Below are 19,998 nucleotides of genomic sequence, written 5' to 3' on the forward strand. Positions count from 1 at the left end.
GGGCTCTGAGGGTTCCATTCATCTCGCAGATCACGGGCCTGCCGCCAAGCGCCTGCGGGCAGCAAGCCGGGCCGGGTAACCAGGGAGATACGAGATGCGTTTCTTGAGAACGATCGTCGCCGCGGCAGCCGCGACCATGGCGGTTGCCGGAGCCAGCGCCCCCGCGTCGGCGGGCAAGATTCCGATCGTCTGGAGCACGGCCGAGAAGGTCATCAAGGTTGCCGATCTGCCGGCCACGAGCGAGTTCACGTTGAAGGACGGCACGCATCTCGATGCCGGCTATCGCTACACCACCTTTTCGGTGCTCTGGCTGCCGATCTGGGACTACGATCACAAGTGGACCGGCTACGTTGGTCGCGACGACCAGTACGTGGAACTCTCCGAGGAAACGCTGCGCGGGCTGGCAAAGGGCGTCGGCGTGACATTGCCGGCCGCGGTCTCCCTGCCGTTCTGGGACAAGTGGGGCGGCAAATTGGCTCTGGCGCTCGGCGTTCTGGCCTTCGTCGGCTGGTGCGTCAGGGGCCGACGTGAGGAAGCGAAGGCCTGATCTCCGGGGCCGCCTTCTTCCTCGGAGCCGTCGGCTCTCGCGTGCGGTTCATGGGCTCACCGCACCGAGCGGCCGGCGGCTCCGCTACGTCGTCAGGTTGGCTCCCGGGCCAGGCAACGCCGGCACCGCCGTCCCGATCAAGCAGTCGCGCGTGACGAGGCCCTCGAGGCGCTCCGGCGACCAGCCCTCGGTGCCGGGCGGGCGCAGCGGGAGGACGAAACATCTGATCTCCGCGGTCGAATCGTGCACCCGCACTTCGGTGCCCTCGGCGATGTGCGTGCCGAATTCCGCCAATACGCCGCGCGGATCGCGTACGGTCCGGCTGCGGTAGGCGAGGCTCTTGTACCAGGCCGGCGGGATGCCGAGCAGCATCTTGGGATAGCAAGAGCAGAGCGTGCAGACGACGACGTTGTGCACCTCCGGCGTATTCTCGACCACGCGGTATTCGGCGAGCGAGCCGATGTCGACGCCCATCTCCGCGAGCGCCTCGCGGGTGCCCGAAAGGAGCCGCTCGCGATAGCCGTCATCCGTCCAGGCGCGCGCGACGACCCGAGCCCCGAGTGCCGGAGAGCGCGTGTCGATCACCTCCATCTGCGCGCGAATTTCCTCGGGGCCGACAACCCCTTTTTCCACCATCAGCTCGGCGAGCGCCGTGGCCAACACCTCGTAGGGCGTCGCCGGGCCGCGATCGTGGTCCGGCTGCGGCGGGGCGTGATGGTCATGATCTCCATGATCGTGCGCGTCGTGCATGTCGATCGTCTCCGTCAGGCCGTCACCAGCCAATTGCCCGCGATGTCCGCCTCGAGGTGCTCGCCCTTGGGACCGACGTAGTCCGGCCAGAGGTCGTGCTGGCGAAATCGCACCTTGTAGAACACCTGCCGCGGTAGCCCGGGCTTGTGATAGGCGAGCCGCTCGGGATCGTGGAATTCACCCTGGATCGCAACGACCGTTCCGGTGTGGCCACGCAGGTAGAGCGGTGTCCGGCAATGTCCGAGCGCCGCCCTTTCGTCGACCCGGACGCGCTCGCCGATCCGAAAACGGCCCACGGCCGCGGGCCCCGTCACCGCGCGCCTCGATCGCCATCGGCCGGCACCCCGCCCGCGATCACCTCGCGCCCCGCGGCCCGCATCACGGCCGCTACCTCCGCGCATTTGGCCTCGATCTCCTCCATGGTGACGATTTCCTGCTCGATCAGCAGGTTACGGATGGCGCGCACCCATTTCTCGTAGTAGGTCGTCGCATCGTAGTCCTGCTCGCTGTAGCTCTCGATCACCCGCCGCAGCGCGTCGATCTTGAAGGCACCCTTGCGCGTCGCCAGCAGCATCAGCAGGGCATCGATCCGGCGTTCCCAGTGCGCGAGATCGTGCTCGTGCCGGTCGATCGGCCCGAAATCGAGCCCTCCGACGTCGTGCACGGCGCGCCCGCCGCTCCCCGAACGCTCGCTGTTGAACCGCTCCGTGCTCATGCCGGCGTGCTCCTGGTGTCGGGCAGGAATGAAATCGACCTGCGGTCATCAAACACCAAGAGGCGCCCCGTGCCAACTGGAGCGCCTCTCGGCCGATCCGGACGATCGCTTTGCCCGCGGCGGCGCGCTCAGCCGAGCTTGCCCATTGCGACGGCCGTGTCGAGCATGCGGTTCGAGAAGCCCCATTCGTTGTCGTACCAGCTCAGCACGCGGATGAGCCGCCCGTCGACGACCTGCGTCTGCGTCGCATCGAAGGTCGAGGAGGCGGGGTTGTGGTTGAAATCGACGGAGACCAGCGGCTCCTCGGTGACCGCAAGCACGCCCTTCAGCTCGCCTTTCGCCGCTGCCGTCATCGCCGCGTTGATCTCCTTGGCCGTCGCCTGACGGGACGGAATGACCTTGAGGTCGATCATCGAGACGTTCTGCGTCGGCACACGGATGGCGGTGCCGTCGAGTTTGCCGTTGAGCGCCGGAAGCACGAGGCCGACGGCGCGCGCCGCCCCCGTCGAGGTCGGGATCATCGAGACCGCCGCCGAGCGCGCCCGCCGCATGTCGCTGTGCGGAGCATCGAGGATGCGCTGGTCGGAAGTGTAGGCGTGCACCGTCGTCATGAAGCCCTGCTCGATACCGACCAGTTCATGAAGCACCTTGGCGACCGGCGCGAGACAGTTCGTCGTGCACGAGGCATTCGAGACGACCTTGTGCTCCGGCTTCAGCGCCTGATGGTTGACGCCGTAGACCACGGTGAGGTCGGCCCCCGTCGAAGGCGCCGAGACGAGCACGCGCTTTGCCCCCGCCTCGAGGTGGGCGACCGCCTTCACTTTGTCGGTGAAAATACCGGTGCACTCCATGACGACATCGATGCCCATCGCACCCCACGGCGCCTCGGCCGGATTGCGCACGGTGGTGATCTTGATCGGACCGGTCCCGACATCGATCGAGTCGCCGTCGAGCTTCACCGTTCCGTGGAATGGGCCGTGCGCTGAGTCGTAGCGAAAGAGGTGCGCCAGCGTCTCGGCCGGCGCGATGTCGTTGACGGCCACGACCTGGAGATCCTTGCGCCCGGATTCGGCGAGCGCGCGCAATATGTTGCGGCCGATGCGGCCGAAGCCGGAGATGGCGACTTTGACGGTCATGATGAGCTCCGTGGCGTGAAAGCGGGGCGCGGCGCCCGGCGGGCGCTCCCCACAGCGCGCAGGACCGTTCCAGCGGCGCCCGCGTGCTGCGGCATGCGCGGCCGATAGCGCATCGCGCGCGCTGTTTCCAGTGGCCACGCGTCGGTCGGTTGACAGCCATGTCGGCCGCGCGCATCGCGTCGCGCTGGCGTCCTGGCGCGACGGCGATTGCATGTTTGGAATGGAGCCGGCGAGCCGGCATAATCGATCGCGAGATGTCGGGTGATTCGCGGGTGCGCCTTTCGGCGCGACGGGCCGGGCGGGGATCGGGATCATGACGCAGACTTCCATTCGCGTGAACGGGCGCGTCTATCGCATCGGCTGTGAGCCGGGAGGCGAGGAGCGGCTGAAGGACCTCGCCGCGATCATCGACCAGCACATCGCCACCATCACCGCGGAATTCGGTCGCCAGGCCGACGAGCGTCTTCTCTTGATGGCCGCGCTCACCGTGGCAGACGAGTTGCTCGATGCCCGCGCACGGATCGCGGAGTTGAAGGCGGCGCTCGCCGACAGAACCGTTCCATCCCGCCAGCAGCGGCCGGAGGACGGGCAGCCACGGGCAACCGTCGCACCGGCGGGCGCCGCGGGTCGTCACGAGGCCCCTTCGCCGTCGGGGCGTACGACCACGGGTTCGGCTGGCCCGGGCCAGTCGCCGCTGAAACCGCTCACCCTGACGACGCCGATGACCGAAGGGGATCTTTTTCCCCGCGATGAGCCGGTCGAGCTCCTCGAACTCGGTGCGGCGGTGGCCGCCGGCCGCTCCGGCAAGGCCAAAGGCTGATCGTCTGCGCTCGCGCGGGCGTGTCACGCCGGCAGGCTCTGCAGCCGGCCGGCGCTGACTGGCTCAGTAATTCTGCGGCCTGAGAAAGCGCGTGTTCACCCAGCCGGTGAACTCGTGGTTGGCCGTTTCGCACCAGTTACCCTGGCAGCGGCCGGTTCCGTAGATGCCGCAGTAGCCGTTCGAGTAGCTGCCGACGACCTCGTAGCCGGTCCCTGGGCCGGAACGCGCATTGAGGTGGTCGCCGGGCGGCACGTTCACGCACCACGGCAGGTCACCGAGGTGTCCGCCGCCATGGCCGCCACCCGAGCCATCGCCGTAGCCGCCGCCAGAACCGTCGCCGTAGCCGCCACCATGGCCGCCGCCCGAGCCGTCGCCTTCATACCCGCCACCGGGCGCCAGGAAGCGCGTGTTGGCCCAGCCGTGCAGACCTTCATAAACCACGCGGCACCAGTTGCCCTGGCACTGGTCCAGAACCTGGACGCCGCACGCGTCGTGCGGGATCGTATAGTTGATGCTGGCGTGCTTGGACGGGCTCGCGCGCACGTTGAGGACGTCGTAGGGCGAGACATCGACCACGCAATAGGTATTCGCCGTCGGCGCCACATAGGTCAGCGCTTCGGCCGTCGTGGTCGTGAGCGCACCAGCCGTTGTCATCATTGCGATGAGGCCCGCGGCTGTCATCCTGCTGAACATCTCGTTTCTCCGTTTCGTGGACACCTCGAGCGTGTCCTGGAGTGATGATGGAAGCGGGAGACGCGTTCACGCGATTGTGAACCCGAAATGAACGGGGCACCGCCGCCAGGATCGGCGGCTTGCGTGCGCATTCACGCGCGCGCCGCGCCGTGCCATTGTCACGGCACGTGCCGTCCTTCCCGATGAGGTCTCCCGTGTTGCCCGAGAACCGCCCCTTCGAGTTGAGCGGCCCTGGCCGTGCCGAGCGCCCCAATGTCATCCTCGTGCTCGTCGACGACATGGGCTTTTCCGATCTCGGCCTCATGGGCTCGGAGATACGAACGCCCAACATCGATGCGCTGGCCAAGAGCGGCCTGACGCTCTCGGCCATGTACAACTGCGCGCGTTGCTGCCCGACGCGGGCCGCGCTGTTGACCGGCCTCTACCCCCACAAGGCCGGCATCGGCCACATGGGCGCCAACCTCGGCACACCGGCCTACCAGGGCTTCCTGCGCAACGACGCCGCCACGATCGCAGAATTGCTGCGCCCGGCCGGCTATCGTACGTTGATGAGTGGGAAATGGCACGTCGGCGGTGATTTCTGGGCCCGCCTCGTGGACACTTGGCGCGTCGGCGACGTCGACCGCCCGACGCCCCGCCAGCGCGGCTTCGACCGCTTCTACGGGATCATCGACGGCGTCACTCATTTCTTTTCCCCGCACTACATCATGGAGGACGATGCGCGCGCCGAGGTTTCGCCGACGGACTTCTATTTCACCGACGCCATCACCGACAAGGCGATCGGCATGATCGAGGAGAGCGTCGCGCTCGACCAGCCCTTCTTCCTCTATTTGGCGCACGCCGCGCCGCACTGGCCTCTGCACGCCCACGAGGAGGATATCGCGCGCTATTCGGGCGTCTATTCGAAGGGCTGGGACGCCATCCGCACGGCGCGCCACGAGGAGATGCTCTCGCGCGGCGTCCTGCAACACCGCTGGGCGATCTCGCCTCGCGACGAGGCGGCCCCCGCCTGGGGCGACGTTGCCGAAAGGGACTGGGAGGCGAGTCGTATGGAGGTTTATGCGGCGATGATCGACCGCATGGACCAGTCGATTGGCCGCGTCATCGCCACGCTCGAGCGCCTCGGCCAGCGCGAGGACACCCTCATTCTGTTCCTCTCCGACAACGGAGGCTGCGCCGAGTTCATGGCCGAGGACGGTTGGGCCAAGTTCATGCCGGACATCCACAACGACGGGCGCAAGATCGAGATGGGCAACCGCCCGTGCCTGCGCCCAGGCGGACCGCTGACCTACATGAGCTACGATCTGCCCTGGGCGAACGTCTCGAACGCTCCCTTCCGCCTGTTCAAGCACTGGGTGCACGAGGGAGGGATTTCAACGCCGATGATCGTCAACTGGCCCAAGCGCCTTGCCGACCCGCGCATCGCGCACGCCCCGTGCCACGTCGTCGACGTCCTGCCCACCATCCTCGAGGCGACCGGCGTTCGCTATCCGGACGAACTCGGAGGCGGCGCGATCCAGGCGCTCGACGGAGAGAGCCTCATGGGCCTCATCGAGGGCAGGGCCTGGCAGCGCGAGCGACCGATCTTCTGGGAGCACGAGGGAAATTCCGCCGTTCGCATCGGCAACTTCAAGCTGGTGCGCAAGTTCAACCAGCCCTGGGAGCTCTACGACATGGAGCGTGACCGCACGGAGCTGGACGACCTCGCCATGCGCAACGCCCCGCTCGCGAGCATGTTGCAGCGCGAGTACGAGGGCTGGGCGGAAAAAGCCGGCGTCCTCGACTGGAATGTCGCTTTGCCTCGCCTGCTTGCCGCCTGGCAGATGGACGACGCCCACGGGTGATGCCCCGACGGGGGGCGCCGCCCTTGTCGCTGTCCTATGTGCTGGCCGAGCCGCCCGGCGTCGCGAGCCATCCGCTGGCGGGCGCCCGGGTCGGCATTTCCTCGCTCTCCTTGAGCCGGCTGTCGAGCAGTTCGCCGTGCGCCTCGAGGATCGGGTAGGCGACCGACGTCAAGTGACTGTTGATGCGCTTGAGGTCGCGGATGATATCGAGATGGATGCCGCTGGTCTCGATCGATTCCGGCCGCCCCGCGCGCAATCGCGCAAAGTGGCTTTCGGAGGCCTGCCGCTCGAAGTCGCGCACGATGAGTTTTTCCGCCAGCAGCCGGCGCGCGAGCGCCAGATCCTGCATGGTGAGGACATTGAAGGACAGCTTGAGGTTCTGCTGCACCCGTTCGTGGAAGCGCTGCAGCTCGGCGAGGCCTTCGTCCGAGAAAGTGTAGCGGTTGCGGATTTTCTTGGCGGCCAGCTCCATCAGGTTCTTGTCGATGATATCCCCGACATGCTCGAGGTTGGTGACGAACGTCAGCAATTCGGCATGCCGCCGACTTTCCTCCTCGCTCATTTCGGCTCCCGAGGCCTTCACGAGGTAGAGCTTGATTGCCTCGTAGAGCTTGTCGATGTCGTCGTCGATGTGCTCGACCTGTTTGAGCAGTTGCTGGTCGTCGCGCCGGAAGACGTCGATGCTGAGGCTGAGCATTTCCGCAACGAGGTCACCGAGCCGCAGCGTCTCGCGCGTGGCGCAGGCGATGGCTTCGCTCGGCGAGGCGATGACGGTCGCATCCAGATAACGGGGCTTGCCGAGGTCCGGGGCGGCCAGGCGGTCGGGCAGGAGCCGTGTCGCCAGCCATGCGACCGGGCCGACGAGTGGCAGGAAAAGAGCTGCCGTGGCCAGGTTGAAGGCGGCATGGAAAACCAGAACGTCGGTTCCGGGATTTGGCACGAGCCAGGCCAACAATGCCGTCGCGGGTGCCAGGAACACGGCGAGCACGACCACGGCCATGCTGGTCCGCATCATCAGGTTCGCCACCAGCACGCGCCGCACGGTCGGATCGAGACCCATCTGCGCGATCACCGGCGCGAGGCTACCGCCGATGTTGGCGCCGATGACGAGCGCCGCGGCGAGCGGCAGCGAGACGAGGCCCGCTGCCGTGAGCGACATCAGGAGGATGACGACGGAAAGCGACGAGTGGGCCAGCCAAGCGACCAGCGCTCCGATGACCGCCGCGATGACCGGCTGCCCATCGGCGACTTCGAGCAGCTTGGTGAGCGTCTCCGACTGCCTGAGGCCGGCCGATGCCTCTCCGATGAGACCGAGTGACAGCAGCGCGAGGCCGAGCCCGATTGCGATTCGCCCGAGGTTGCGGCGCTTGTCGGATCCCGAGCCGAGGAATCCGATGACGCCGAGCGCCAGAAGGAGTGGTGGCAGCCAGCTGATTTTCATGGAGAAGACGAAGGCCGCGAGCGCTGTGCCGACGTCCGCGCCGAGCATCACGGCGATCGCCGTCGCCAGGGTCACGAGACCGCGCCCGGCGAACGAGGAGAGCACCATGCCGGTTGCCGTGCTCGATTGTAGGATGACGGTGACGCCGAGGCCCGAGAGGAAGGCGCGCAACCGACCGCGCGTGCCGATCGCCAGCACCCGGCGCATGGGTGCCAGGAACGAGCGCGTCACGCCGGTGCGGATCATCCGGATCCCCCACACCAGCAGCGCGACGTAGCCCGCCAGCGTGATGAGCAGCTCCATGGTTCTTCTTCTTCTTGCCCGGTGTTTCGATCGAAGCAAACGCTTCGGTTCCGGTTGGCGTCGGTCCGCCGCATGATCCGCAGGACGTGCCCTCCGGGCCGGCCCGGAGGTGCAAATCCCGCGGCTATCCGCCTGCGCAACCGCCGCCAACGCCATGCGTCGACCGGGTCGTCGGCCCGGTCAACCGCATCAGACTAGCAGCAATCGCTTGCGTCGGCATCAAGTATGACAGTTTTGTGACAGTCTCGCCGTGCACTGTGCCGCGCCCGCAACCAAGTGGCGCGGATCGGCTCGGCGTTCACTGTCGGCCGTGGCACGGGCGGTATGCCCGAGCGCCTGGGGCCCGTGCCGGGGGCTGGAAACAAGACGGGGCCGCGACGCACCCGCCGCGGCCCCATCGGCTTGGTTGGACAGCCCTTGCCGTCCCTTTTGTTCCCTCAGTTCTTCGTCTTGTCGACCAGCGCCTTGGCCTTGATCCAGGGCATCATGGCCCGGAGCCGCTCACCGACCTCCTCGATCTGGTGCGCGTCGTGCATGCGGCGGGTCGCCTTGAACTTCGGCTGGCCGGCCCGGCACTCGCGGATCCATTCGGAGGTGAAGGCGCCGGACTGGATGTCCTTGAGAACGCGGCGCATCTCCGCGCGCGTCTCGTCCGTGATGATGCGCGGCCCGGTGGCGTACTCGCCGAACTCCGCGGTGTTGGAGATCGAGTAGTTCATGTTCGCGATGCCGCCTTCGTAGATGAGGTCGACGATCAGCTTGACCTCGTGCAGGCACTCGAAATAGGCCATTTCAGGCGCATAGCCCGCTTCCACCAGCGTTTCGAAGCCGCCGCGGATCAGTTCGACCAGACCGCCGCAGAGCACCACCTGCTCGCCGAAGAGGTCGGTCTCGCACTCCTCCTTGAAGGTTGTCTCGATGACGCCCGAGCGCCCGCCGCCGATCGCGCAAGCATAAGAGAGCGCGAGGTCGTGCGCGTTGCCCGAGGCGTCCTGATGGATGGCGATGAGGCAGGGCACGCCGCCGCCCTTGAGGTATTCGCCGCGCACTGTGTGGCCCGGCCCCTTCGGCGCGATCATGATGACGTCGGTCGAAGCCTTGGGCTCGATCAGATTGAAATGCACGTTGAGGCCGTGCGCGAAGGCGATCGCTGCGCCCTCCCGCAGGTTGCCGTGGATGTGGTCGCGGTAGATGTCGGCCTGCAGCTCGTCCGGCGTGCACATCATCATGAGGTCGGCCCATTTGGCGGCGTCCGCGACGTTCATCACCTTGAGGCCGGCCGCCTCCGCCTTCTTGGCCGAGGCCGAGCCCGCCTTCAGCGCGATGGCGACTTCGCCGCAGCCCGAGTCCTTGAGATTGAGCGCATGCGCGTGACCCTGGCTGCCGTAGCCGACGACCACGACCTTCTTGCCCTTGATGAGATTGATGTCGGCATCGCGATCGTAATAGACGCGCATGGGAGGCACCTTCCTTGACGGCATTGGCCGGCTGCACGGTCCGCGAGGCCGCAATGCCGACGACGTTGTTCGGGATACGCCCGTCCCGTGGACGCGCGTCGGCGGACCCTACTTGGCCCGGCGCGCGAGTTCAACGAAAACGCGCAGGCCCGTTTCGTCTGGTCCCGTCACGTGCGCTCGGCGACGAGGATCACCGGCTCGATCTGGTGGGCGTCGAGCGCGGCTGCATAGTTGGTGAACTTCTCGCGGGCATTGGCGCCTGTCAGCAGATGCAGCCCGAGGGGGGGTGGCCCGTCGGCCGCGGCCGCCTTTGCGAACACCTCTCGAAAGAAGCCGATCGCGAAGTCGCGCATGTTGTTCTCCGAAGCGAGCCGGAACCCGGCCGCCGCCAGCAGCGCCACGGTCTCGTTCCGCGAAAAGAGGAAACTCGTCGCCTCGGTTTCGGCCCATGGCACGGGATAACGCATGCCTGGTCCGGGCCCCTTCATCACATCGAAGACGCAGAGTGGACCGCCCGGTCGAACGACCCGCGCCAATTCACTGTAGAAGCGGGCTCGATCGGGCACGTTCATGGCGACATGCATGGTGACGGCGCCATCGAATGCGCCGGCTGCGAAAGGCAGGTTCAGCACACTGGCGACCTGGAAGCTGCATCGCTCGCCTCCTGCCATCCGGCTGCTGAGGAGACGCGCCGTTTCGATGAATTCCGGGGTGAGGTCGACGCCCGTCACCCGGCATCCGTACTCGATGGCGAGGCAACGTGCCGTGCCGCCGATCCCGCAGCCGGCGTCGAGCAGATGCATGCCATCGGCGAGCGGCATTTCAGCGAGAGCTTGCAGCGTTGCGATCCGCCCCGCCGTATGGAACTCGTCGACCGGTGCGAGATCGCTCGGGGTAAGGGCCTCGAGGTTCGCGCCGCTGGCGGTGAGCCCCCTCGTGATGTCCTCGAACAGATTCCGACGTGCATAGTGGCGGGTGACCGCCTCCTCGATTTCGCTGGTCATGATCGTCGCTCCGGAATAGGCGCCGTCCCCCCTTCCGTGCGCGGTTGCGATGCCAGAGACTATGTCATGGGGCGCTAGGCAGCCAGCGATCAGGCGTCGCGACCCTGCAATCTTCCGTGAGCGGCACTGTTCACGAATCGGGCCAGCGCGATCAACCTGCCGCAGTCCGGTCGCGGAGCGCGCCCTCGCCGCGCGAGATCGCGGCAACCCCGGTGCGAGCGACCTCGACGAGCCCGAGCGGCTGCATCAGCACGATGAACTGCTCGACCTTGGAGATGCGTCCGGTGATTTCGAAGATGAAGTGCGAGGTCGAGGCATCGACGACCTGCGCGCGAAAGGCTTCGGCAAGGCGCAGCGCCTCGACCCTGTGCTCGCCCTTGCCGGCCACCTTGACGAGGGCGAGTTCGCGCTCGAGCGGCTTTTCCTGACCCGACTGGCGCGCCAGCGTGGTGAGGTCGTCGACACCGTGCACCGGCACCAGCCGCTCGAGCTGATGCTTGATCTGCTCGATGACCATCGGCGTTCCGGTCGTCACGATGGTGATGCGCGAGAGATGGCGCTCGTGGCTGACCTCGCCGACCGTGAGGCTCTCGATGTTGTAGCCCCGGCCGGAAAAGAGCCCGATGACGCGCGCGAGCACACCCGGCTCGTTGTCGACGAGCACCGACAATGTGTGGCTCTCCGGCGTCTCGATGCGGGTTTGCGTCGGATAGTGGGTCGAAGCGGGTTGCGACATCGGGTTGGCACTCCTCGGCGGATTGGTCGGCGGGCTCGGCGGCGCGTGGCCATTCTCCAGCACGCCAATCAGCCCGCTCAATACGCCGGCCAGCCCGCGACGGCCAGTGGTTCGTGGTGGGGGAGCGGTGGAGAGCAAGGGGTGGAAAATGGCGCTCCCAAGGGGACTCGAACCCCTGTTTTCGCCGTGAGAGGGCGACGTCCTGGGCCACTAGACGATGGGAGCGTCCGGCGCCGAACCCCTCAGATAGTCCGCCCGCGCGCATCATGCAAGCGCGAGATGGGGCGCTAGAAGGTCGGTCATGGCGAGCGTGGGCCAGCCTCAGGGCGAGCCGGCCGCCAGTCTGCGCTGTCGTGCCCCGAGCCACTGACCGAGCCCGATCCCGGCGATCACCAGCGCTGCTCCGGCGAGTTGCCCAATCCCAGGCCGGATGCCGAGCGCGAGGCCGACGGCGATGGCGACCACGGGAATGAGGTTGAGGTGCAGGGAAGTGAGCGTCAGGCCGAGACGCGAGACGCTGAGGTTCCACATCACGACCCCGAGAATGAGGGCGCCGAAGGTGAGCTGCGTGAACAACGCGGCATCCCAGAGCGGGCTGGTGACCCAGTCGTGGCGCGTCAGCCCCGCGAAGTCGGCAACGACATAGGTGGCGATCGCGAACGGGCAGGCATAGAGGAAGGAAATCGCCGTGATCGCAACTTGCGAGGCACCGCGCATCCAGCGCTGGGCGAGGAGCGAATAAAGCGCCCAGTTGAGCTGGCCGAAGACCAGCAACAGGGCCCCCTCGACCACCATTGTGGCGCCCGTTGCCGGCTTACCGGCTCCGAGCGAAGCGAGCACCGCGCCGGGCAGGACGAGCGAGAGCGCGAGGATGTGCGCACGGCTCGGCCGCTGGCCATCGAGCCCCCAGGCGATCAGCGTCGCCGTCAGAGGCGCCGAGGCCGCCACGATGGCATTCGTCACAGGATCGCCGATCGCGAGCCCGAGGGTGAAGAACACCGCGAAGATGGTGATGAAAAGCCCGAGCGTCAGGCGGCGCGCCAGTGAGGGCGCGTGCGCTTTGGCGAGATTCGCCCGCCCGCCCATCGCCAGCACCAGCCCGATCAGCACCACCGTGCCGATCGGATAGCGCACGATGATCTGGGTGAAGATGTCCCAGCGCTGTGAGAGGTCGTGGGTCAGGGGGTACTGCGAGCCCCAGAGCACCATCGTAAGGACCACCGCGAAGCGGGCGGCCGTTTCCGAGAGGTCGTTCGCGGCCGGTTGGGCGTCGGTGCGGGTGATCATGGGTGCGGGCCGTTCGGGAACGAGGCAGGGCGGTGGCCCCTCGCAGGGCCCTTCTCGGCAGCCCAGACGCCAGCGCCGCTTCGAGGGATAGCAGGCGCAGTGGCTCCGGCATAGCGCCAGCACGGGGTCACGCCGCGACCAGTGGGACTGGGCAAGACTTCGGCGGCGCAACGCTGGCGTGTCGTGCCACTGGCCTCGCCATTACCCGATCGGCGCCGTCGCCTGTTCGAGGAACGTCCGCGTCTCGGCATCGAGATGCGGACAGAGGGTGTCTCGGACCCGGGCGTGATAGGCGTCGAGCCAGGCTCGTTCCTCTGCCGTCAGCAGCGCTCCCTCCACCAGCTGCCGGTCGATCGGCGCCAGCGTCACGGTCTCGAAGCCGTGCATGGGGCGATCACCTCCCTCGATCGGCTCGGCCGGCCGGACCAGAACGAGGTTCTCGATGCGGATGCCATAGTGTCCTTCGCGGTAGTACCCGGGCTCGTTCGAGACGAGCATTCCGGCCTCGAGGGTCGAAGTGTTGCGCTTGGAGATGCCGGGCGGGCCTTCGTGGACCGAGAGGTAGCTGCCGACCCCGTGCCCCGTGCCATGTTCGTAATCGAGGCCGGCCTGCCAGAGGGCGCGGCGCGCGAAGGCATCGATGTCGACACCTCGCGTTCCTGGCGGAAAGCGGGTCGTGGCAATGGCGATATGGCCCTTCAGCACCAGCGTGAAGTGGCGCCGCATGTCCGTCGTCGGCTGGCCGACCGCCACCGTGCGGGTGATGTCCGTGGTCCCGTCGAGATACTGGCCGCCGCTGTCGACGAGATAGAGTTCGCCCGGCACGAGCGTCCGGTTGGTCGCCGACGTCACGCGATAGTGCACGATGGCGCCGTTCGGTCCGCTGCCCGAGATGGTGTCGAAGCTCAGATCCGCGAGTTCGTCCGTCGCCTCGCGATAGCCCTCGAGCGCGCGAGCGGCTGCGATCTCGTCGAGGCCGCCGAGCGGCGCCGTCCGGTCGAGCCAGGCGAGGAAGCGCGTCATGGCGATGCCGTCGCGCACGTGGGCGCGTCGAATCCCGGCGATTTCTGCCGGTGTCTTGATAGCCCGACCTCTCGCGACGAGGTCGACGCCTTCCTCGATCGTCCCGCCTGCCGAAACGATCACCCGCGCGCTGGCCGCTGGCGTTGCTTCACCGCTGATCCGAACCTTCAGCCCCCGTCGCCCGGCCTCGGCGAGCACCCCGGCAAAGTCCGCCGGCTCGACGATGCGAGCGAGCGAGGAGAGCGTGGCCGCGACCTCGCCAGAAAGCTTTTCGCGCGCGATGGCGAGCACAGCGGTCCCGTCGCGGTGCACGAGAGCCATCGCCAGCGCCACTGGGATGCGTGCGATGTCACCGCCCCGGATGTTGAACAGCCAGGCCACCGCATCGCTGTGGCTGACCAGCGCCGCATCCTGTCCGGCCGCCGAGAGTTCGCCCGCCAGCGCATCGAGTTTCTCGCGCGCGCTGCGCCCTGCCCGCTCGATCGGATGGAGCCGGACGGGCTCCTTCGGTGGCGCCGGGCGGTCGCTCCAGAGACCATCGATGGGGTTCTGCTCGATCGGCACGAGCGTGAGGCCTCTCTTGCCCAGCGCCTTTTCGAGACCCTCGATCATCGCCAGGGGGTGCAGCGCCGGATCGTAGCCGATGCGCCCGCCCGTCGGTGCATGGTCGGCGATCCAGGTGGCGAGGCGAACCTCCGGCACCTTGATGATTTCGAAGAGGTCGAGGTCGACCTGGGCCGCCGCCTGCGCCGTGTAGCGCCCATCGACGAAGAGTCCGGCACGCTCGGTGAGGACGACCGCCGTGCCTGCCGAGCCCGTGAAGCTGGTCAGCCATGCGAGCCGTTCGGCCGACGCCGGAACGTATTCGCCGAGGTATTCGTCGCCGCGCGGCACGATGAACCCATCGATATTCGCAATTTGCATGACACATCTGAGGGCGGCAACTCGGGGAGCCGACGTCTCGGGCCTCGCTGAAACGTCAAATGATTGAAATGGCATGGAAATAAACCTGATCTGTTGCTGGCGCCGCAGCGAATGTGACGGCTGATAGGGCCTGTGCATCCCGAATTTCGCATTGCTGCGTTGCGAGATAGACGGTACCGCAGCGCAGCAATCACGCTCATGTTTCGTGTCGTGAGCCCGGGATCATGAGCAAACAACCGGGCCGAAAGACAGAAAACGGAGCATGATCATGGCAGTTCTGACCGCCGATCGCACCACCCATCACACCTCCGCCATCGAGCCGATGACGGTGGTCTTTCGCCGCGCGATCGCGCGCCTCATCGAGGCACGCGAGCACCAGGCCAAGCGCCGGGTTGCCGACCATGTCGCCAGCCTCGATGCAGCGAGCCTGAAGCAGATCGGCTTTTCGCCCGACGAGCTGGCCGAGCTGCTCTCGCACCGTTCGCGCTGAGCCATCGGCGGCCGGGCGGTGGAACCTTCCAACCACCGGCCGGCCGCGGCCGTTCAAATCCGCGCCAGCGTCAGTGTCGTCCACTGGCCGATCTCGCGCCGCCGTTCGAGCCGGAAGCCGGCGGCCCGATAGCGCGCGAGGACGCTGCGTGCCTGGCGGGTCAGGATGCCCGAAAGGATCAGCCGGCCACCCGCTTCCGTGGCGCCCGCGAAATCCCCCGCCATGCCCATGAGCGGGCGGGCGAGGATGTTGGCAACCATGAGGTCGAAGGGGCGCATGCGGCGATAGGCTGGGTGCGCGAGGCCCGTGCAGGCCTCCACCTCGATCCTGCCCGAGCAACCGTTGAGCCGCACATTCTGCCTCGCGACCTCGACCGCGATCGGGTCGATGTCGCTGGCGAGCACGCGCGTCGCCGGCATGGATTTGGCGATCGCGATGGCCAGCACCGCTGTTCCCGCGCCGACATCGGCCGCCCGCTCCGCCTCGCCGGTGCGCGCCAGCAGATCGATCGCCTCGAGACAGCCGACGGTCGTTTCGTGGTGCGCTGTTCCGAACGCCTGTCCCGCGTCGATCTCGATCGCATTTCGCGACAGCCGTCCGCGGGCCCGGTCATGGCTGCCGTGCACGACGAACCGTCCGGCAATGACGGGCTTCAGATAGCGTTGCGAACTGGCGACCCAGTCCGCCTCTGCGACGGGCTCGGCAACGATCCCCTCGCCGCCCTGCCCGACGACGTCGCGCACGATCGAGGCGATGCCTTCCACGGCTTCGGGCACCAGAACCAGGACCTCGATCTCGCTCGGCGCCCCGTCGTCGCGGTCGAGGAACAGAGAAACCGTGGCCAGTGCCGGGTCGACGATCTCACAGAGGATCGCATGGTGGTCGTGCGCGATCGCGGGTGCACCGCGCCACCTGAGCGCCGTCGCTTCGGTCATGCCGGCCCCCCTCGGTGTCCCCGCGTTGCGAGAGAGCACGGGCCGCCGCTCACGAGGTCACCACGTTCTCGCCGCTCGTATCGGCGCCTGAAGGCGGATCGAAGAACGGCGCTGTGTCGAGATAGAGATCCCACATCCGATCGACGTGCAGGGCCGCCTCGCGGGGCGGCATGGCGTAAAGGGCCTGATCGGCGCCACGCGTGACGACGCCGTCCGCCAACAGCCGCTGCAACGCATCCTCGAGGTCGAAGCGCACCTGGACGCCGAACTCCTCGTCGAGGAATGTCTCGATCGCCTCGCGCGCCTCGCCGAGGTCCTGTTCGAGCAGCGGCTCCTTCGCGATCAGCGAGTAGAGCAGCATCTCCTCCTTGACGTCCTCCTCCTCCGCTCTGTCGCAGAGCAGGGTCAGCACGCCACGGTTGTCGGCCAGCGTGTGGAAGTAGAGGTTCTGGGCCAGGACCATCATGTACTGGTTGCGTTGATTGAAGAACTTCATCACCTGCCGGAAGATGACGCCGACGAGTCCGATGATCGCCATCACGATGCTGACGGGGTTCACTGCGGCAAGCACCTTGGTCAGCGTGGTGGCAACGCTGGCGATCGTGCCACCGCCAGCCGTGACACCGAGCTTGATCTTGTCCCAAAGCCTGAATTCGACCCGCGTGTTCGGAAACATCATTTGCAGGTCGGCACGCGGAATCTGCTTGAAAAGCTTGAGATAGATGAAATCCGAGGAGACGCTGTCGGGCACCATGCTGCGCAGCTTGCGCAGCTTGCGCAGGGTGCGCTTGGCCTTGGCCCGGCTGACATCCTCCTGGCGCATGATCTCGCCGATCCGCGTCTCCTCGTCCTTGAGCTTCAAGAGCAGCAGCAGGCGCTGATAGATCGGCACCTCGCGCACGGCATGACCCAGCCAGAGCTTGCGCCAGGTGCGCTGGCGCAGCGTCTTGCTCGAGGCGCCGCGGCAAAAGATCAGCAGTTCCTCGAACTCGTCGAGATCGACACTGAGTTCGAGGCCGTAGGCGCTGTCCTCGGCGAAGATCTGGTTGAGCTGATCGCGGGTGATCGGTCGGTAGTTCGCGCGCTCGAGGAGTTCCACGACCAGTTTGATCGTGCGTTCCTGGAGCACCGGCAGCTCCGAGGCCGGCACGCTCTCGAGCTTGATCGTGTCGCGGTCGGGACTGAAATTGAGATAGGCGTCCTTCAGCTTGAGCAACCGCTCCATGTACGCTTGGTGACGCCAGGCCGCGAGGTACTTGAAGAACCGCCTTACCTCGGCGGCCTCGCCGGGCGCCCAGGCACTCGCGGCTGTGAGACGTTCGAAGACGTCGAGGCGCGAGACGGGGATGAAGGTCTCGCGCTCGCTCTCCAGCCCGACGACGCCCGTCGTTCGCTTGCCGGCATCGCGCCCGCCATCGGAGATGGGGGCGCTCGCATGCCCCTTTTCGTCGCGGCTGTCGTTGCGAGGGGCATGATCCGCCTCGCCATTCGCCTCGGTCTCGAGTTCCGTGGCCGCACCATTCGGCGGGCGACGACGAGCAACGTGTTCGGTTTCCGTCATGCTCATGAATGCGCTCTCTCCGGCGTTGCGCCGATCGCCGGCATGGGCTCCGTCGCGTCCGTTCATCGCCTAGCTTCGGCTTCGTACCTTTTCATGACCGCGAGAGAAAGACCGTGCGCCTTCGCACGTGCCCGACCCGTCCGCCCGAACGGTCCCGTTCAGCTCCCCTCGATGAGGCCGCCGGTCGGCCGGCCGGTGCCCGCTTGTCCGGGTGTGACATCGCGCATGGCCCGTTCGCCGCCGTCCCCGCCTTCGCTCCGTCCCTTTGCCGGCTGGCCCCTGCGCTGCAGGTCGCCGAAGCTCGGATCGTTGAGCACCATGAGGAGTGGAGTGAGGCCGCGCGTCTCGGTCAGGCGGAAGATCTCCATGTCCGCCATGGCGTGCGACGTCCAGCCGGTGAGCTGCAACATGCGCTCGGCTTTGGAGAACAGCCCGTGGTTGCGCGTGACGGGAGCGGCCTTGATGCGCTCGGCGAGGGCCTTGTCGACGGCCCCGCCGTGCACCTCCTCCGCCGCCACCCATTGCTTGCGCAGGGCGGCGAGATCGGTATCGCTCGGTTTCGTCTCCTCGAGTTTCAGCTCCTTCATCTCGTCTTTCTTGGGCCAGCGCAGCAGGCCGAGATCCATGAGCACGCCCGCAAGCTGGTTCATGGCGAGGCCGCGCGCCGATTCGATCTCGTTCAGCTCGGCGACGCTCGCCGCCTCGATGTTGGCGTGCCTTCGTTTGAGTTCGGCGAATTCCTCCTCGGTCAGACTGCCGCAACCGTAGAGGTTCGGGATGACGAGGTAGGCTCCGTCGTTGTGGTGGATGAGGTGGCGGCGGATCCACTCGACGTCGCCGTCGGGCGCGCGTTGCACCGCCGTGGTGATGGCGTCGCGCACCTGGCGTATGACGGCCGGGCTCGGCCTCTCGAGCAGGATCAGCGAGGGCGGATTGAGCACGGTGAGGGCGAAAAGGCCGAGGTCGATGCCAATGGTCGCCAGCAGCGCGATGAGGTCACGCCCCGTGATGCCTTCGCCATCGCCGCCCTCCGGCCAGACCCCGCCGCTCGCAACGAACGCGAAGACCGCCCCGACGCCGCTGCCGATGTTGCCCCAGAGGCGCTTGACCGCATTGGCGACGCCCGCCGGCCCCTCGTTGAAGGAGGCCTCCCGCAACTGGATCGCGGCCGGGATCGAGGCCTGGTTCGCCGCCTGGCGCAGACGATCGGCGAGCGTCGGATCGTAGCAGGAAAAACCGGCCTCTCCCGGCGCGACGGACACCTGATCGGCGAGCGCGCGCATTTCCGCCGCCGTCGACTTGCCGAGTTCGTCGCTGCGCACCGCGATCGAGCGCGCCCGCCCGCGAATGTCGGAGGCGAGCGCCTCGAAGGCCTGCTGGCGGGCCGCCACCGTATCGCCCTCGAGCTGCGTCACCGAGCGCCGCAGCTGATCGAGGTTGCCCTGTACGGGCGTCACCCAGGCGTCCACGACGCTGTCACGCAGCGAGGCGATCGCGTCGCGCACGCTGCGCCGCGCGTTGTAGAGTGGGCCACGTCCCGCCCCTGATGGCCGCCCGCAACTGCCCCCGCTCGTTTCCTCGCGCGCCATCTGCGTTTCGGACCACGAGACGACGCTGTCGATCTGCACGCGAACCGCATCGAGCCGCGCCGCGATCGCATTGCCGGCATCGCGCGCATCCTCCTGAAGGGCGGCCATGCTGTTGCGCGTCGCCTCCTCGCCGGCGATGAGGCTCCACCAGAAGCCGTAACCGAAGCCGATCGACCAGAGAGCGAGGAAGCCATAGAGCAGGAACGTGATGAGCCGCTCGTGCCATCGGGCCTGCGGATTCGGCCGGAAGCTCTCGCGCAAGGCGATCCACATCAGGAACGTCAGCGCGACGACGATCGCGATCACCAGCAGTTCGTTCGAGACGGAAAGACCGAAGCCGCCAGGCAGGTCGCGCGATTGGCTGGCCGGCGAGGTCGATACGCCCACGATGAAATCGTTCATGCCGCTCCACGTGGCATAGCCCGAAATCACCAGCAGCATCAGCGAGGCGAGCCCGATCAGCTCGTTGCGACCGAAAAGATAGGCCACGAATGCTTGGAATCGTCGCTGCAGCCCGGGCCGTTCGGTGTCGTACTCCTGCTCCGCCATGCCCCCCTCCTTGCCGCTGATACTCGTTCGCCCCGGAGCTACGGCGCGCTCGCGCCGCCGCCACTGGATCGGACATACAACAAAGTGCGCCGGCTGTCCCTCCCGCCTCGGTCGGCACGTGCGCCGATGCGCATGGAAGCTGCGCGCCGGCACGACTGGCGCACGCGTGCGATTGCCGCTACCGAGGCAAGGTG

At 67.1% G+C, this 19,998-nt stretch carries 17 protein-coding genes, 1 tRNA gene and 1 pseudogene; 4 read left to right on the forward strand and 15 right to left on the reverse strand.

What is annotated here, in order from left to right; all coding sequences use genetic code 11:
- The first annotated feature begins 94 nt into the window (after window positions 1-94).
- A complete protein-coding gene (locus GC150_03940; protein ID MBI1384045.1) occupies window positions 95-547 on the forward strand; it encodes a hypothetical protein in 453 nt (150 codons plus the stop codon).
- An 84-nt stretch (window positions 548-631) separates the two neighbouring features.
- On the opposite strand, the gene GC150_03945 is transcribed toward GC150_03940, so the two are convergent.
- The 4 genes from GC150_03945 to gap form a co-directional block, all read right to left on the reverse strand.
- Entirely contained in the window at window positions 632-1,297 is a 666-nt protein-coding gene (locus tag GC150_03945; protein MBI1384046.1) for a nitrile hydratase subunit alpha, read from the reverse strand.
- A gap of 14 nt (window positions 1,298-1,311) precedes the next feature.
- Window positions 1,312-1,698: a nitrile hydratase subunit beta gene (locus tag GC150_03950; protein MBI1384047.1), complete on the reverse strand. Its 387-nt coding sequence runs from the start codon at window positions 1,696-1,698 to the stop codon at window positions 1,312-1,314.
- Window positions 1,608-2,012 (reverse strand): nitrile hydratase subunit beta, encoded by a 405-nt coding sequence (locus GC150_03955; GenBank protein MBI1384048.1) that lies wholly within the window; start codon window positions 2,010-2,012, stop codon window positions 1,608-1,610. Before GC150_03955 ends, GC150_03950 begins: the two co-directional genes overlap by 91 nt.
- Before the next feature lie 128 nt (window positions 2,013-2,140).
- Window positions 2,141-3,148 carry a type I glyceraldehyde-3-phosphate dehydrogenase gene (gap, locus tag GC150_03960; protein ID MBI1384049.1) on the reverse strand — a complete coding sequence of 336 codons (1,008 nt, stop codon included), beginning with the start codon at window positions 3,146-3,148 and terminating at the stop codon, window positions 2,141-2,143.
- A gap of 313 nt (window positions 3,149-3,461) precedes the next feature.
- Between gap and zapA the strand changes: the two genes are divergently transcribed.
- Window positions 3,462-3,968, forward strand: a complete 507-nt coding sequence (gene zapA / locus GC150_03965; protein MBI1384050.1) for a cell division protein ZapA — start codon at window positions 3,462-3,464, stop codon at window positions 3,966-3,968.
- A gap of 63 nt (window positions 3,969-4,031) precedes the next feature.
- Here the strand turns inward: zapA and GC150_03970 are convergent, their stop codons facing one another.
- The gene (locus tag GC150_03970; GenBank protein MBI1384051.1) at window positions 4,032-4,661 is read right to left on the reverse strand and encodes a hypothetical protein; all 630 of its coding nucleotides are present in this window, start codon (window positions 4,659-4,661) and stop codon (window positions 4,032-4,034) included.
- Window positions 4,662-4,843: 182 nt separating this feature from the next.
- On the opposite strand from GC150_03970, the gene GC150_03975 reads away from it, so the two are divergent.
- Complete coding sequence (locus tag GC150_03975; GenBank protein MBI1384052.1) at window positions 4,844-6,505, forward strand: sulfatase-like hydrolase/transferase; 1,662 nt, start codon at window positions 4,844-4,846, stop codon at window positions 6,503-6,505.
- Window positions 6,506-6,539: 34 nt separating this feature from the next.
- Here the strand turns inward: GC150_03975 and GC150_03980 are convergent, their stop codons facing one another.
- The 7 genes from GC150_03980 to GC150_04010 form a co-directional block, all read right to left on the reverse strand.
- Window positions 6,540-8,249 carry a Na/Pi cotransporter family protein gene (locus GC150_03980; GenBank protein ID MBI1384053.1) on the reverse strand — a complete coding sequence of 570 codons (1,710 nt, stop codon included), beginning with the start codon at window positions 8,247-8,249 and terminating at the stop codon, window positions 6,540-6,542.
- Window positions 8,250-8,686: 437 nt separating this feature from the next.
- Complete coding sequence (ilvC, locus tag GC150_03985) at window positions 8,687-9,706, reverse strand: ketol-acid reductoisomerase (GenBank protein MBI1384054.1); 1,020 nt, start codon at window positions 9,704-9,706, stop codon at window positions 8,687-8,689.
- Between the two features lie 167 nt (window positions 9,707-9,873).
- Entirely contained in the window at window positions 9,874-10,710 is an 837-nt protein-coding gene (locus GC150_03990) for a methyltransferase domain-containing protein (protein MBI1384055.1), read from the reverse strand.
- A gap of 151 nt (window positions 10,711-10,861) precedes the next feature.
- Window positions 10,862-11,446: an acetolactate synthase small subunit gene (gene ilvN / locus GC150_03995; protein MBI1384056.1), complete on the reverse strand. Its 585-nt coding sequence runs from the start codon at window positions 11,444-11,446 to the stop codon at window positions 10,862-10,864.
- A 149-nt stretch (window positions 11,447-11,595) separates the two neighbouring features.
- Window positions 11,596-11,671, reverse strand: a tRNA-Glu gene (locus GC150_04000).
- A 96-nt stretch (window positions 11,672-11,767) separates the two neighbouring features.
- Entirely contained in the window at window positions 11,768-12,733 is a 966-nt protein-coding gene (locus tag GC150_04005) for an EamA family transporter (protein ID MBI1384057.1), read from the reverse strand.
- Window positions 12,734-12,934: 201 nt separating this feature from the next.
- Complete coding sequence (locus GC150_04010; GenBank protein ID MBI1384058.1) at window positions 12,935-14,755, reverse strand: M24 family metallopeptidase; 1,821 nt, start codon at window positions 14,753-14,755, stop codon at window positions 12,935-12,937.
- A 193-nt stretch (window positions 14,756-14,948) separates the two neighbouring features.
- On the opposite strand from GC150_04010, the gene GC150_04015 reads away from it, so the two are divergent.
- The gene (locus tag GC150_04015; protein MBI1384059.1) at window positions 14,949-15,170 is read left to right on the forward strand and encodes a hypothetical protein; all 222 of its coding nucleotides are present in this window, start codon (window positions 14,949-14,951) and stop codon (window positions 15,168-15,170) included.
- 53 nt (window positions 15,171-15,223) lie between these two features.
- On the opposite strand, the gene GC150_04020 is transcribed toward GC150_04015, so the two are convergent.
- The 3 genes and pseudogenes from GC150_04020 to GC150_04030 form a co-directional block, all read right to left on the reverse strand.
- Window positions 15,224-16,105 (reverse strand): methyltransferase, encoded by an 882-nt coding sequence (locus GC150_04020; protein MBI1384060.1) that lies wholly within the window; start codon window positions 16,103-16,105, stop codon window positions 15,224-15,226.
- 49 nt (window positions 16,106-16,154) lie between these two features.
- Window positions 16,155-17,732, reverse strand: a complete 1,578-nt coding sequence (locus tag GC150_04025; protein MBI1384061.1) for a DUF3754 domain-containing protein — start codon at window positions 17,730-17,732, stop codon at window positions 16,155-16,157.
- A gap of 236 nt (window positions 17,733-17,968) precedes the next feature.
- A pseudogene (locus GC150_04030) lies at window positions 17,969-19,804 on the reverse strand (hypothetical protein).
- Between the last annotated feature and the right edge of the window lie 194 nt (window positions 19,805-19,998).

Source organism: Hyphomicrobiales bacterium, assembly GCA_016125495.1.
In the GTDB taxonomy this organism is placed as follows: Bacteria; Pseudomonadota; Alphaproteobacteria; order Rhizobiales; family RI-29; genus RI-29.